This is a genomic window from Actinoplanes sp. CA-030573 (genome assembly GCF_050951115.1).
Classification (GTDB): Bacteria; Actinomycetota; Actinomycetes; order Mycobacteriales; family Micromonosporaceae; genus Actinoplanes.
Genome location: NZ_CP192038.1, coordinates 9,431,475 through 9,444,882, shown reverse-complemented (window position 1 = coordinate 9,444,882; position 13,408 = coordinate 9,431,475). Strand labels below are relative to the sequence as shown.

The window sequence follows — 13,408 nt, the reverse complement described above, 5'->3', positions numbered from 1 at the left end:
GTCGTGACCGCAGTTCGGCAGTTCCTCCTCGGCGTGACCCTGCTCGGCCGGGGCCTGGTCCTCGTTCTCCGCAGTCCCAAGCTGCTCTTCCTCGGCCTGCTGCCCGCCGTGATCGCCGGCATCCTCTACACCGGCGCGCTGGTGGCTCTGATCGACTTCCTGCCGCAGCTCTCCCGGAACGTCACCTGGTTCGCCGACGGCTGGGCCCAGGGCTGGCGCGACGTCATGCAGATCCTCGGCGGTCTCGGGCTGCTCGGCACGTTCGCCCTGCTCGGCATCCTGACCTTCACCGCCGTGACGCTGCTGATCGGCGACCCGTTCTACGAGAAGATCTCGGAGCTGGTCGAGGACCGCTTCGGCGGCGTGCCGGACGAGGTCGAGGTGACGTTCTGGCAGTCGCTGCGGCGGGGGCTGGTCGACTCGGTCCGCCTGATCGGACTGTCCATCCTGGTCGGCATTCCGCTGTTCCTGCTGGGCTTCCTGCCGTTCGTGGGGCAGACCGTGATCCCGGTGCTGGGAGCGTTGGCCGGTGGCTGGCTGCTGGCCGTGGAGCTGACCGGCGTGCCGTTCCAGCGACGGGGGCGGCGGCTGGCCGGGCGGCGGGCGGCGCTGAAGGCCGACCGGGCGCTGACGCTCGGCTTCGGGGTCGCGGTGTTCTGCTGCTTCCTGATCCCGCTCGGCGCCGTGCTGCTGATGCCGGCGGCGGTGGCGGGGGGTACGTTGCTGGCTCGTTCGGTGCTGGGGCAGCCGCTCGCGGAGCGGCGGTCGGCCGGTCTGCCGGCATGACCTTCGATCTCGGCCAGCACATCCTCTACCGGGACTACCGCGGTGACGGCCAACTCGTCCTCGTCATGCCGGAACGTGTCGTCGCCGAGGATGAGCGCGGGCTGCTGACCTGGCGGCCGATCGGCACCCCGTGGCTGTTCCGCCGTACCGCCGATGGCCGCGACCGCCGCGAGATCCCCTTCCACCGGCGGCACACCGTCGCCTGGCAGCTCGCGCCGCTCACCTGGGGTGGCCTGCACGTGCTCCATCTGTTCCGTCCAGGCCGCGCGCACTCGGTGTGGTTGATGTTCGACGCCGGCTTCCGCCTCAACCGGTGGTACGTCAACCTGGAAGCCCCGCTGGTGCCGTGGTCCGACGGCGATCTGGCCGGCGTCGACACCTTCGATCATGCCCTCGACATCGTGGTCGAGCCCGATCGTCGATGGCGCTGGAAGGACGAGCACGAGTACCTGGAACGCGTGGGCCACCCCGACTACTGGACCGCGGAACAGGCGGCCGAGATCCGCGCCGAAGGGGAACGGGTGGTCCGGGACATCGAAGCTGCCGCCTTTCCGTTCGACGGCAGCTGGCTCGGCTTCCGTCCCGATCCGTCGTGGCCGGTGCCGGTTCTGCCCGCTACGGGCTGGGACCGCCCCCAAGCCACCGCCGGACCGGCCTGAGCGATGGCGAGCGTGCTGGTACTCCCGCAAGTGCGGCAGCTTGCCGTCCGGGGCCCGCAGCACCTCGATGAACGGCGCAGAGGCGGCCATGGACGACCACGTGGCGACACTCGCCGAACGTCACCGGGAACGTCGCGCGGCCGGCCTCGGTGAACGCCAGGACCTGGGATTTCCCCTCGATCCGGGTCGGCCGCCCGGTAGCGGCGAACGGCATCTCAATGACCACGTCGTCGGTGAGCGCGTCCGGGTCGTAGGTGGAGTCGTTCGCGAGCCACCGGGCGATCTCTTCGCGTTCCGGATGCCGGACGCGGTCGGTGGGCTCGAGGAGGTGGTGGGTGGGCTGCTGGAACCCGCCCAGGCGGTGGCGACCCGGACCGCTCAGGCCGATTCGCGGATCACCAGGTCGGTCGGCAGGACGACTGCGTCGGCCAGGTGCGGCTCGCCGTTGATCAGGCCGAGCAGCTGGCGGGCCATCGTGCGGCCCATCTCGACGATCGGCTGGCGCACGGTGGTCAGCGGCGGGTCGCTGTAGCGGCTTATCTCGAAGTCGTCGAAGCCGATCACCGCGACGTCGGCGGGCACCCGGCGGCCGGCGTCCTTCAGGGCCAGCAGCGCGCCGTGGGCCATCATGTCGGAGGCGACGAAGACGGCGTCCAGCGCCGGGTCGTCGGCGAGCAGCGAGCGCATCGCGACGATGCCCGACTCGCGGGTGAAGTCGCCGACCGCCACGTGCTGGGCCAGGCCGGCCTCCTCGAGCGTGGCGCGGTAGCCGGCCAGGCGGTCGATGCCGGCCACCATGTCCTGCGGGCCGGCGATGGTGGCGATCCGGCGGCGGCCGGACGAGACCAGATGGCGTACGGCCGAGCAGACGCCCCCGAAGTGATCGACATCCACGTACGGGACCGCCGCCTCGCCGATCGGGCGGCCGCTGCACACGACCGGGATGCCGAGCCGGGCGAGCGTCCCGGGCAGCGGATCGGCGCCGTGCATCGAGGCGAACATGACGCCGTCCACGTGACCGGCAACCGCGTACCTCTCGACGCGGTCGTGGCTCTTGGCCGAACCCGCCATCATCAGCACCAGCTGCTTGTCGGCGGCCTCCAGCTCGCCGCCCACGCCGCGGATGATCGCCGGGAAGAAGAGGTCGTCGGAGAAGACCCGGTTGGCCGTCTCCGGCAGGATCAGCGCGATCGACTCGGTGCGCTGGGTGACCAGGCTCCGGGCCGCCTGGTTGGGCACGTAGCCCAGCTCCTCGACCGCGCGGTTGACCGCCTCGCGGATCGAGGCGGCCACCGAGGTCGAGCCGTTGACGACGCGGGAGACGGTCGCCCTGGATACTCCGGCGCGTCGCGCCACCGCCTCCAGGGTCGGCCGCTCCCGCGTCACCACCAGGTCACCCCTCGCTCTCTCCCGGCTCGGCGATGCCGTTGCGGCGGATCACCTCCCGGTACCACTTCGCGCTGTCCTTGAGCACGCGCTTCTGGGTCGCGTAGTCGACGTGCACGATTCCGAAGCGCTTCGCGTAGCCCTCGGCCCACTCGAAGTTATCCATCAGCGACCACACGAAATAACCACGCAGATCGACGCCGGCCGCCAAGGCATCATGGCAGGCTCGCAGGTGGCCGTCGAGATACTCGATGCGTCGGGTGTCGTGAACGTTGCCGTCCTCGGCCGGTCCCTCCGGGTACGCCGCGCCGTTCTCGGTGATCAGCATCGGGATGCCGTCGTATTCGTCGTGGATCCGCTTGAGCAGGCTGGTGAGGCCGGACGGCTCGATCAGCCAGTTCATGTCGGTCACCGGGCCGTCCGGGTCGCGGAAGGCGATCCCCTCGCTGCCGGGCTGGTCGGGGGCGCCCGGCGATCCGGGCTTCGCCGACACGTACGCGGGCTGATAGAAGTTGATCCCCAGCACATCGATCGGCGCCTTGATCGTCGCCAGGTCGCCGTCCTGGATGTAGGACAGGTCGGTGAACCGGGACATGTGCGCGAGCATGTCCGCCGGGTACTGACCCTTGAGCAGCGGGTCGAGGAACATCCGGTTGGACAGCCCGTCGATGATCCGCACGGCCTCGCGGTCCGCGGCGCTCTCCGGGTCGACCGGGAAGGCGACCGACGGGTTGAGCGTGATGCTGACGCTGCGGGCGCCGGCGTCGCGGAGCGCGCGGGCCGCCAGGCCGTGACCGAGCAGCAGGTGGTGCACGGCCGCGAAGGCCGCCGCCGGGTCCTGCCGGCCGGGCGCGTGCCGGCCGCTGGCGTACCCGAGGTAGGCCGAGCACCACGGCTCGTTGAGCGTCGTCCAGGTGCCGACCCGGTCACCGAGCCGGGCGTGGACGATCTGCGCGTACTCGGCGAAGGCCTCGGCGGTCAGCCGGTTGGTCCAGCCGCCCAGATCCTCGAGCGTCTGCGGCAGGTCCCAGTGGTAGAGCGTGACCACCGGGTCGATGCCCTTGCCGAGGAGCTCGTCGGTGAGCCGGTCGTAGAAGTCCAGCCCCTTGACGTTCACCGGGCCCGTGCCGTCCGGCTGGATCCGCGGCCACGCGACCGAGAACCGGTAGGACGCCAGGCCCAGATCCGCCATCACCGCTACGTCGTCGACGTAACGGTGGTAGTGATCGCAGGCCACGTCACCGGTGTGGCCGGCGTAGACCCTTCCCGGCGTACGGCTGAAGGTGTCCCAGATGGACGGGCCGCGACCGTCCTCCCGCGCCGCGCCCTCGATCTGGTACGACGCGGTGGCCGCGCCCCAGATGAAGCCGTCGGGGAAGGTGATCGCGGCGAGGGCCGGCTGCGCCGACGTGGACGTGACGGTTGCCGTCATGCGTTCCCCGCTTCCTGGTATGTCAACTTAACCGGTTAATCATAGGGGCCGAAACACCCTGCCGATGGACCGGTAAGACGAATTTAAACGTGTCAGCCGGTTCGCAGGGCGCCGATCAGCCGTGGATCACCGGTGACGACCAGACGATCCAGCCGCTGGCGGCCCATCAGCGCGAGCAACAGGTCGCTCGCCGTACCGGTCGCCTGGGCCCTCGCGTGATGGTCGTCGGAGTCGAGGATCGTGCTCGTGTCGAGCAGCGCCACCCCGGCGCCCCGCAGCCGCACGAACCACTCGTGCCCCGAGTCGCCGGCCACCAGGTGCGCGACGCCGTGCAGGTCGGTCGGGCCCTTCCGCTTGCCGGCCGGCAGCCAGGTGTCGAGCACCTCGCTCACCCCGTCGGCCGCGAGCTTGGTCTCGATCGGCGTCGCCCGGCCGGCCGCGGCCTCGGCGTCCCACCGGTGGATGGAGATCTCGTGCGCCATCCGGCGGTGCCAGAAGCCGGCCTGCTTGGCCTGCGGCGCCCAGTTCCACGCCGGGAAGTCGGCCTCGACCGCCTCCAGCGTCTCGATCGTCCCGGTCAGCTCGCGCCGCAGCTCGTCGAGCGCCTGCTCCCATTCGGGCCGGTCACCGTCGCGGTCGGGCCGGCTGGTCGGCGGCCCGGTCGTGCCTCGCGGCACCGTCTCGCGCACCCAGCGCAGCAGCGTGGTGACGTGCTCGACCAGGTCGGCAACCGACCACTCCGGGCACGAGGGAACCTCGGCCGCCGGCCCGGCCTGAGCCACCGCGTCCTGCAGCGCGGGGCTGTCGGCCCGCAGGGCCGCGAGCCAGAAGTCCTTCGTCGCGTGCAGCCTGTTCATCCCGCTTCTCTCCAGTCGGAGGTGCCGATGAGGTGCGCCCGGCTCCCTGAGCCTAGGGTGAACGCCGTGCCTGACGTTAGCGCCGACCGCCAAACCGACACTTCCGCGAGTCGTCTCGCGGCGTACACGACGCTACGCCTCGGCGGCCCGGCCGGCACCTTGACCGTCGCCACCGAAACGGACCAAGCGGTCACTACGGTGCGTAACGCCGCGGCGGCCGGTCGCCGGGTGCTCGTGCTGGCCGGCGGGAGCAACGTGGTGATCGGCGACGACGGCTTCGACGGCGAGGTTCTCCTGCTGCGCACGCGCGGGGTGGAGACGGTCGAGGCGCGGCCCGGGAGCGTGGTGCTGCGGGTTGCCGCGGGCGAGGTCTGGGACGATTTCGTGGCGTACGCGGTGACGAACGGTTACTCCGGCATCGAGTGCCTTTCCGGCATCCCGGGCTCGGCCGGTGCCACGCCGATCCAGAATGTCGGTGCGTACGGGCAAGAGGTTGCCCACACGATCGTGGCGGTGCATGCGTACGACCGTGAGCACGACTCCGTCCGGGTGATGTCCCCGATCGAGTGCGCCTTCGCGTACCGATCGAGCGTCTTCAAGCACAGCGACCGCTATCTGGTGCTGCACGTCGACTTCCGGCTGGCCGTCAGCGACCTGTCGGCGCCGATCCGATATGCCGAGCTTGCCAGGAATCTCGGGGTGGAGGCGGGCGACCGCGTGTCCCTGTCGCAGGCTCGCGACACCGTGCTGAAGCTGCGGGCCGGAAAGGGCATGGTGCTCGACCCGGACGACAAGGACACCTGGTCGGTGGGCTCGTTCTTCACCAATCCGGTGGTGTCCGCTTCGCGATGGGCGTCGCTCGGGCTGGAGGCGCCGCACTGGCCGGGCGAGGACGGCTCGGTCAAGATCCCGGCGGCCTGGCTGATCGAACAGGCGGGTTTCCCGAAGGGCTTCGCCGGCGCCGGCGTGTCGATCTCGACCAAGCACACGCTGGCGCTGACCAACCGCGGATCGGGCAGCACGGCGGCGCTGCTGGAGCTGGCGCGGGTGATCCGGGACGGGGTGCGGGAGCGCTTTGGGGTCGAGCTGCATCCGGAGCCGGTGCTGGTTGATTGTGCGCTCTGAGCAGGCTGCGGGCGTGCGGGCATTCTGAGCGGGGCTGCGGGTGTGCGGGCATTCTGAGCGGGGCTGCGGCTGCGGGCTTCGTCCCCACCCCGTCTGGGTGGGGGTCGACTTAAGCACCCGGGTCTGACACTTTTTCGGCCTCGTCCACACCCGGTGTGGCGCGGTGCGCGGTTCGTCGCGACGCTGCTGGTCAGCCTTCCTTGTGGGTGCGGGTCGCGCCACCACTGAGCTCGGCAGCGACGGCGGAAGCGCGTGGGTACGACTCATCCAACTACGCGCGAGAGGCGCGCTGCGGCCCCGCCGACCGCCCGGGCCGCGCCACGACGAGGCGGGACCCGCTTCCTGCGGTTGGCCGCCCCGAGAATCCCGTATCACCGCATGGTTTTGATCTCGCGCGCGAAAGGCCGGCCCCACCCGAGAACGGGTGGGGCCGACTCAAGCACCTGGGTACGACAATTTTCGCGGCGTCCTCCACAGGCGCCGGCCTACAGCGGCAGCCAGAGAGCGAGCACGTTCGGCGGCTCCCATCCCGGCAGCGACGTGTGCGACTGCCGGCACTGGTACCGCTTGCCGTTGTAGGTGACGATCTGCCCGGCCGTATACGCGGTGTACGGCGCCCACGTGGTCGTCCCCGGCGGGGTGGTCGTCGGCGGCGTCGTGGGGGAGGTCGTAGGCGGAGTGGTCGTAGGCGGAGTGGTCGTAGGCGGAGTGGTCGTGGGCGCGGTGGTCGGCTTGGTCGTAGGGGGCGTCGTCGTCCCGCCGCCCGCGGTGAACGACTGCATGATGTGGCTGAACTGCCACGTGCTCTGCGCGACGCCCGAGCAGTTGTCCGCGGCCGCCCCGCCCGGGCAGCCACCGTTGTCGCGCTGCAGCGCCCAGAACGACAAGGACCGGATGCCCTGCGCCTTGGCCCAGTCGGTGACCGTCTGCGCGTTCGCCAGGGTGAACGTCTCGGCCGGCCCGAAGTCGTCGACGCCGATCATCTCGGTGATGCCGACCATCTGCCACAACTGCGCGGTGGTCTTCGACGGGTAGAGCGACCGCAACTGGTTGACCAGCCCGTTGGCCGAGGTCTGGGTGTCGGTCGCCATGTTGTGCGCCGCGTTGTCGTAGTAGTCGAAGGTCATCATGTTGACGATGTCGATCCGCGCGCCGTTGCTGACCGCGTTGCGCAGCACCGCCAGGCCCGAGTCGGCGAGGCCGGACGTGGTGGTCGGCAGCGTGTAGCTGAACTCGACCAGCCGCCCGTTCGCGGCCGCCCAGTCCTCGACCTTCTTGATCGCCTTGTTCCGCCGGTCGATGCCGGCCGTGTTGGTCAGCGAGTTGTCCTCGATGTCGAGGTCGATCCGGGTGACGTCGTAGGTGGTGACCACCTTCTCCAGCTGGGCCGCGATCGAGTCGACGTTGGTGCAGCTGTCGGCGATCTCGGTGCCGCCGTTGTCGGCCGCGTATCCGCCGAACGAGGGGATGACGTCGCCGCCGGCGGCCCGGATGGCGGCGATGTCCGAGCCGAACGTGCCGGACGCGATCGGCATCGAGGTGTCGCCGTTGAAGTAGACCGTGCACGAGCCGGGCGAGGGCGTCTGCACGAAGGCGAGCGTCAGGAACTTGTCGCCGGACTGGCTGGACAGGCCGGAGAGGCTGTCGCCGTTGTAGGCCTCGAAGTACGGCGCGAAGACGTGGGCGGGGATGCGGGAGGTGGTCGCCGCGTGGGCGGTGGCGGAGCTGACGGCCACGCCGGCGGCGACCAGGGTGGCCGTCGCGAGCGTGGCGATGCGGGCTCGGCGCATGGGGGAACCTTCTTAGCTAGGTGTTAGTTAACCTAACTAATAGAAGGCGATAGTGAGATCTGTCAATCCCACCCGAAGACCTGCGTGTAATACGGCAACCCGTTCATGCCGTACGCGACGCCGGTCCCGATCGAGCGGGCGCCGCAGTTGAGAATGTTCTCCCGGTGGCTCGGGCTGGCCATCCAGGCGCTCATCACCTCGGCCGCGGTCCGGTAGCCCCAGGCGATGTTCTCGCCCGACGGCTGGGCGTACCCGGCCGCGTGCGAGCGCGCCACGAACGTCGTGCCGTCCCGCCACACGTGGGTGAACAGGCCGGTGTGCGCCATGTAGAGGCTCTGCCGGATGGACGCGATGGTCAGCTCCCGATCGACCGCGAGCGGGCGGCAGCCGTTCGCCGACCGGCGCTGGTTGGTCATGGTGACGACCTCGGACATCAGCTCGGCCGGGGAGACCGCCGTCTCCGGCGCGTTCGGCGGCAGTGGCGGCGCCGGCACCCTCGCCTGTGCCGGCGTGCCGACGAACAGCAGCGCGGGCGCCACCAGCAGGGCGAGCAGTCGATTCACCTGGTCCTCCGTAGCGCGGGAGCGGGCCTGATCGCCCACCAGTGACATCGCACCGGTTTCCGGGCCGTACGTCTTTTATTTGGCGGAAACCGGCATTGGCCTACGCAAAGGTGTCAGGCTGAGGGGATGGCCGTGCGCACCGGCCCCATCGGCACCTCCGCCCCCAAACGCAAAGACCGCCCGGAGAACGCGGATAGCCCGCTAAACTGTCACTGTCAGTAAATAGACCGTGACATCACGCTATCGTGGCGTTTGCGCGGTTAATCCGTCGCTCGCGGTCGCGCGAACGACGCTCTGGCGATGTTGTGCCGTCTCGGCGTGTCCGCCGACGGCCGCGGACGCGAGCGAGGGGTGGGGCAGGGTGAGCACACGATGAGTCGCCTTCTCGTCGTCGAGGACGACCCGGACATCGCCCTCGCCCTCCGGCTGCTGTTCAGCCGAGCGGGCTACGAGGTGGCGCACGCCGGGGACGGCCGGACCGGCCTCAAGGAGGCGTACGCCGAACATCCGGACCTGGTCGTGCTGGACGTCGGCCTGCCCGAGATGGACGGCTGGCAGGTGCTCGAGCGGCTGCGCGACGTCTCGGACGTGCCGGTGCTCGTGCTCACCGCGCACGGCCAGGAGGCGGAGAAGGTTCGTGGCCTGCGGGGCGGGGCCGACGACTACCTGACCAAGCCCTTCGCCAACAACGAGCTGCTGGCCCGGGTCGAGGCGCTGCTGCGGCGGTCCTCGAGCGGGCAGAACAGCTGGGCCAGCCAGGTCTATGACGACGGGCTGGTGCACCTCGACCCGACCAAGCGCCGGGTCTACGTCAAGGGCGACGAGAAGCGCCTGACGCCCACCGAGTTCCGCCTGCTCAACGCCCTGGTGCGGCACGCCGGCGCGGTGCTGAGCCCGAACCAGCTCCTGACCCAGGCCTGGGACGACCCGACCGGCATCGGGCAGGAGCGGGTGAAGTTCGCCGTCCTGCGGCTGCGCCGCAAGCTCGGCTGGTCCGACCCCGACGAGTCACCGATCGAGTCCGTCCGCGGATTCGGCTACCGCTACCGCCGCCCCGGCGGGGAGTCCTGAATCACAGCTGTTCTCAGGTGATGCCGGAGCCCGTCGATCAGAGCTGTGGGCCTGAGTTTGGAGGTACGTAGGTGGAAGACCTTGGTGAAATCGTCGGCGAATTCCTCATGGAGAGCCACGAGAACCTCGACCAGATCGACCGTGACCTGGTCTCCCTCGAGCAGGAGCCGAACTCGCGGGATCTGATCTCCCGCATCTTCCGGGCGATCCACACGATTAAGGGCACCAGCGGCTTCCTGGCGTTCAGTCGCCTCGAGAAGCTCGCCCACGCCGGTGAGTCGCTCCTCTCCAAGCTGCGCGACGGCGTCATGCCGGTCACGCCCGCGACGATCACCACGCTGCTCGCCACGATCGACGGCGTCCGCTCGATCCTCTCCTCGATCGAGGAGTCGCAGAGCGAGGGCGACGTCGACATCGACAGCATCATCGCCCAGGTCAACGCCCAGATGAAGGCGGGCGAGCAGGCGGCCGAGGAGGCACCGCCGCCGCCCATGGACAAGGCCGAGGAGGAAGCGCCGGAGCCGCTCGAGGAGAAGCCGGCCCGACCCGCCCCGGAGCCGGTCGAGAACCAGCGCAAGCCGCTCGGCGAGATCCTGGTCGAGCAGGGCGCCGCCCAGCCCGCCGACGTCGGGTCGGCGCTGGCCCAGCAGATCGAGGGCGACGAGCGCAAGCTCGGCACCATCCTGCTCGACGAGGGCAAGGCCAAGCCGGCCGCGGTCAACGAGGCTCTGCAGGCCCAGGCGCCCAAGCGGAGCATCGCCGACAGCGCGATCCGGGTCGACGTCGACCTGCTCGACACCCTGATGAACATGGTCGGCGAGCTCGTCCTCGCCCGGAACCAGCTGGTCCGCGGCGTGATGGAGACCGGCGACTCCGGCCTCGTGCGCAGCGCCCAGCGGCTCGGCATGATCACCAGTGAGCTGCAAGAGGGCATCATGAAGACCCGGATGCAGCCCATCGAGCACATCTGGTCGAAGCTGCCCCGAGTCGTCCGCGACCTGAGCAACTCGCTCGGCAAGCAGGTCCAGCTGGTCATGGAGGGCAAGGAGACCGAGCTCGACCGCAGCCTGCTCGAGGCGGTCAAGGACCCGCTGACCCACCTGGTGCGCAACGCGGTCGACCACGGCATCGAGGAGCCCGACCGGCGTACGGCGTCCGGCAAGAACCCCGAGGGCACGCTCACCCTGCGCGCGTACCACGAGGGCGGGCACGTCGCGGTCGAGGTGGCCGACGACGGCGCGGGCCTCAACGTCGAGCGGATCGCGCAGAAGGCGGTCGAGAACGGGCTGCTCCGCCCCGAGCAGATCCCGAACATGGACAAGCGCGACATCATGGCCATGGTCTTCCAGCCCGGCTTCTCCACCGCTGCCAAGGTCACCAACGTCTCCGGCCGCGGCGTCGGCATGGACGTCGTCAAGACCAACATCGAGAACATCGGCGGCGCGGTGAGTGTCGACTCGACGCCGGGCGAGGGCACGGTGTGGCGGCTCACGATCCCGCTGACCCTCGCGATCATCCAGGCGCTCACCGTCGACTGCGGCGAGCAGCGCTACGTCGTACCCCAGGTCGCGGTGCTCGAGCTGGTCTTCATCGACGGCAACTCGACCAAGATCGAGTACGCCTCGGGCGCGCCCGTCTACCGCCTGCGCGGCAAGCTGCTGCCCCTGGTCCGCCTGGACAAGGCACTCGGCCTCGAGCCCGGCGGCGACCAGGGCGTCTACATCATGGTGCTGCAGGCCGACGGCCGCCGGTTCGGCCTCATCGTCGACCGCGTGCTGAACACCGAGGAAGTCGTGGTCAAGGCCCTCAACAGCAGGTTCAAGGACATCGGCCTGTACGCGGGAGCCACCATCCTCGGCGACGGCAAGGTGGGGCTGATCCTGGACGTGTCGTCGCTGGCCCGGCGCAGCCACCTCGCCGCCGATGCCGAGCGGCAGAACCTCGAGGCATCGGCCCGGGCGTCCGCGGGCAGCGGCACCGGCGAACGTCTCCTGGTCACCGCCGTCGGCGAGCGCCGGGTCGCGATCCCGCTCGACACCGTCACCCGGCTCGAGGAGTTCCCGCGCGACCGGATCGAGCACGCCGGCTCCCGCGAGGTCGTCCAGTACCGCGGCCAGATCCTGCCCCTGGTCCGCCTGTCGCACCTGCTCGGGGCGTACGGCGAGGAGCCGGAGGGCGACACCGTGTCGGTGGTCGTCTACAGCGAGGGCGGCCGGAGCGTGGCGCTGGTCGTGGACCGGATCGTGGACATCGCGGAGAACTCGACGACCGCCCGCCGGGACGCCGAGGAGGACGGCCTGGTCGGCACCGCGGTGATCCAGCAGCGGGTGACCGAGCTGCTCGACGTGCGCCGGGCCATCCTCGCCGCCGACCCGAACTTCTACAACGACATCGAGAGCGACGACATGCTCGTGGAGGCCTTCTGATGGCGAGCCGACAGTTCGCCACCTTCGAGGTGGCCGGCCAGCTCTTCGGGGTCGAGGTGCACACGGTGCAGGAGGTGCTGTCGTACAACGAGTACACGCCGGTGCCGCTCGCGCCGCCGGCCGTGGGCGGGCTGTTCAACCTCCGCGGCCAGGTGATCGCGGCGGTCGACCTGCGGGTCCAGCTCGGCATGGCCCGCAAGGCGCTGCAGGGCCCGGTGATGAACGTGATCCTGCGCGGCGACGGCGAGCCGGTGAGCCTGTTGGTCGACAAGATCGGTGAGGTCGTCGACCTCGACGACGAGCGGTTCGAGCCGCCGCCGGACACGCTCAGCGGCCCCACCCGCGAGCTGGTCGTGGGCACGTTCAAGCTGGACGGACGGCTGATGCTGGCGCTCGACGTCAACGCGGCGGTCGACACGTACCGCGCCACGACCTGATGTACAGCCTCGTCAGCGCCCCGGTCCTCGGGTTCGACCTGACCCGCCTCGCCGGCGGGTCGGCGACGGCCGAGGTGGTGCTGCGCGGCCTCCGGCTGCAGAGTGCCGACCTGCCGGTGCTCGCCGAGAAGCTGCCGGACGAGGGCGTCCGCGGCCCGCTCTGGGTCGAGGTGGAGAGCGCGGCCCGCCGGATGCCGTCGCTGAAGGGCATGTCCAAGGACGACCCGGCCGGCAGCCTCGCGCTGGTCGAGCGGGCGCCGATCGGCTCGGTCGACGCGCTGCTCACCTGCCTGCGCTACGACGTGATGGCCTGGACCTGGAGCGGCACCGGCCGGGACGCCCAGCAGAGCGGCACGGCGGCGGCCGCCACCGCGTTGCTCTGCGACGCCGCGGTCGCCAGCTACCTGCGCGAGGTGCTGGACACCGACACGCGCCGGATGCTCGGCGCCGGCTGGGTGGCGGCGATGCGCCGGCTGCCGGTCGGCGCCCCGATCGACCTCGGTCCGCACCACTACGTGGTGTCGGCCCTGCTGGACCGGCTGCGCTCGTTGCGGTCGTCGGATCTCGCCCGGCTCGCGACCTCGGCGGAGGACGCGCGGCGGAACGCGGGCGGCTGGTCGCCGGCCGTCCACTCGGCCTCCTGGGCCGCGTATCTCTCGGATCGGGTCCGCACCGCCGCCGCGGCGCAGATGCTGTTGGTACAGGCCGTCGACACGGCCGACATCCCGCTGGCCGACCGGGCCGGCGGCGTGTGGAACATGCTCAGCGGTGCCGTGCAGGCGCTGGTGGTACGTGACCTCCTGGACACCTCCACCGCGCATCGGCTGCTCGCACCGGTGGTCGCCGCACTGGGCCCGGCGTGGCTCGGGTGAAGGG

General features: G+C 70.5%; 12 protein-coding genes. 7 read left to right on the top strand and 5 right to left on the bottom strand.

The window, feature by feature from the left end; genetic code table 11:
* The first annotated feature begins 3 nt into the window (after positions 1-3).
* Together ACQP2F_RS43795 and ACQP2F_RS43790 are read left to right on the top strand one after the other, a co-directional pair.
* Positions 4-786, top strand: a complete 783-nt coding sequence (locus tag ACQP2F_RS43795; RefSeq protein ID WP_433298566.1) for an EI24 domain-containing protein — start codon at positions 4-6, stop codon at positions 784-786.
* Positions 783-1,445, top strand: a complete 663-nt coding sequence (locus tag ACQP2F_RS43790; RefSeq protein WP_433298564.1) for a DUF402 domain-containing protein — start codon at positions 783-785, stop codon at positions 1,443-1,445. Before ACQP2F_RS43795 ends, ACQP2F_RS43790 begins: the two co-directional genes overlap by 4 nt.
* 378 nt (positions 1,446-1,823) lie before the next feature.
* On the opposite strand, the gene ACQP2F_RS43785 is transcribed toward ACQP2F_RS43790, so the two are convergent.
* From ACQP2F_RS43785 to ACQP2F_RS43775, 3 genes are all read right to left on the bottom strand, one after another.
* Positions 1,824-2,834: a LacI family DNA-binding transcriptional regulator gene (locus ACQP2F_RS43785; protein ID WP_433298562.1), complete on the bottom strand. Its 1,011-nt coding sequence runs from the start codon at positions 2,832-2,834 to the stop codon at positions 1,824-1,826.
* 4 nt (positions 2,835-2,838) lie between these two features.
* Positions 2,839-4,263: a GH1 family beta-glucosidase gene (locus ACQP2F_RS43780; protein ID WP_433298560.1), complete on the bottom strand. Its 1,425-nt coding sequence runs from the start codon at positions 4,261-4,263 to the stop codon at positions 2,839-2,841.
* Positions 4,264-4,355: 92 nt separating this feature from the next.
* On the bottom strand, positions 4,356-5,120 hold the full coding sequence (locus ACQP2F_RS43775) for a maleylpyruvate isomerase family mycothiol-dependent enzyme (protein WP_433298558.1): 765 nt from the start codon (positions 5,118-5,120) through the stop codon (positions 4,356-4,358).
* A gap of 57 nt (positions 5,121-5,177) precedes the next feature.
* Between ACQP2F_RS43775 and ACQP2F_RS43770 the strand changes: the two genes are divergently transcribed.
* The gene (locus tag ACQP2F_RS43770) at positions 5,178-6,245 is read left to right on the top strand and encodes a UDP-N-acetylmuramate dehydrogenase (RefSeq protein ID WP_433298556.1); all 1,068 of its coding nucleotides are present in this window, start codon (positions 5,178-5,180) and stop codon (positions 6,243-6,245) included.
* 485 nt (positions 6,246-6,730) lie between these two features.
* Here ACQP2F_RS43770 and ACQP2F_RS43765 read toward each other — a convergent pair whose 3' ends face one another.
* On the bottom strand, positions 6,731-8,035 hold the full coding sequence (locus ACQP2F_RS43765; protein ID WP_433298554.1) for a carbohydrate-binding protein: 1,305 nt from the start codon (positions 8,033-8,035) through the stop codon (positions 6,731-6,733).
* A 62-nt stretch (positions 8,036-8,097) separates the two neighbouring features.
* Complete coding sequence (locus tag ACQP2F_RS43760; RefSeq protein ID WP_433298552.1) at positions 8,098-8,598, bottom strand: CAP domain-containing protein; 501 nt, start codon at positions 8,596-8,598, stop codon at positions 8,098-8,100.
* A gap of 372 nt (positions 8,599-8,970) precedes the next feature.
* On the opposite strand from ACQP2F_RS43760, the gene ACQP2F_RS43755 reads away from it, so the two are divergent.
* The 4 genes from ACQP2F_RS43755 to ACQP2F_RS43740 all read left to right on the top strand — a co-directional run bounded on the left by ACQP2F_RS43755 (position 8,971) and on the right by ACQP2F_RS43740 (position 13,404).
* Positions 8,971-9,669 (top strand): response regulator transcription factor, encoded by a 699-nt coding sequence (locus tag ACQP2F_RS43755; RefSeq protein WP_020513053.1) that lies wholly within the window; start codon positions 8,971-8,973, stop codon positions 9,667-9,669.
* A 71-nt stretch (positions 9,670-9,740) separates the two neighbouring features.
* Positions 9,741-12,095, top strand: a complete 2,355-nt coding sequence (locus tag ACQP2F_RS43750) for a chemotaxis protein CheW (protein ID WP_433298549.1) — start codon at positions 9,741-9,743, stop codon at positions 12,093-12,095.
* The gene (locus ACQP2F_RS43745; protein WP_433298547.1) at positions 12,095-12,532 is read left to right on the top strand and encodes a chemotaxis protein CheW; all 438 of its coding nucleotides are present in this window, start codon (positions 12,095-12,097) and stop codon (positions 12,530-12,532) included. The genes ACQP2F_RS43750 and ACQP2F_RS43745 overlap by 1 nt, the downstream gene beginning before the upstream one ends.
* Positions 12,532-13,404, top strand: coding sequence for a hypothetical protein (locus ACQP2F_RS43740; RefSeq protein WP_433298545.1), 873 nt, complete (start codon positions 12,532-12,534; stop codon positions 13,402-13,404). The genes ACQP2F_RS43745 and ACQP2F_RS43740 overlap by 1 nt, the downstream gene beginning before the upstream one ends.
* Positions 13,405-13,408: the final 4 nt, after the last annotated feature.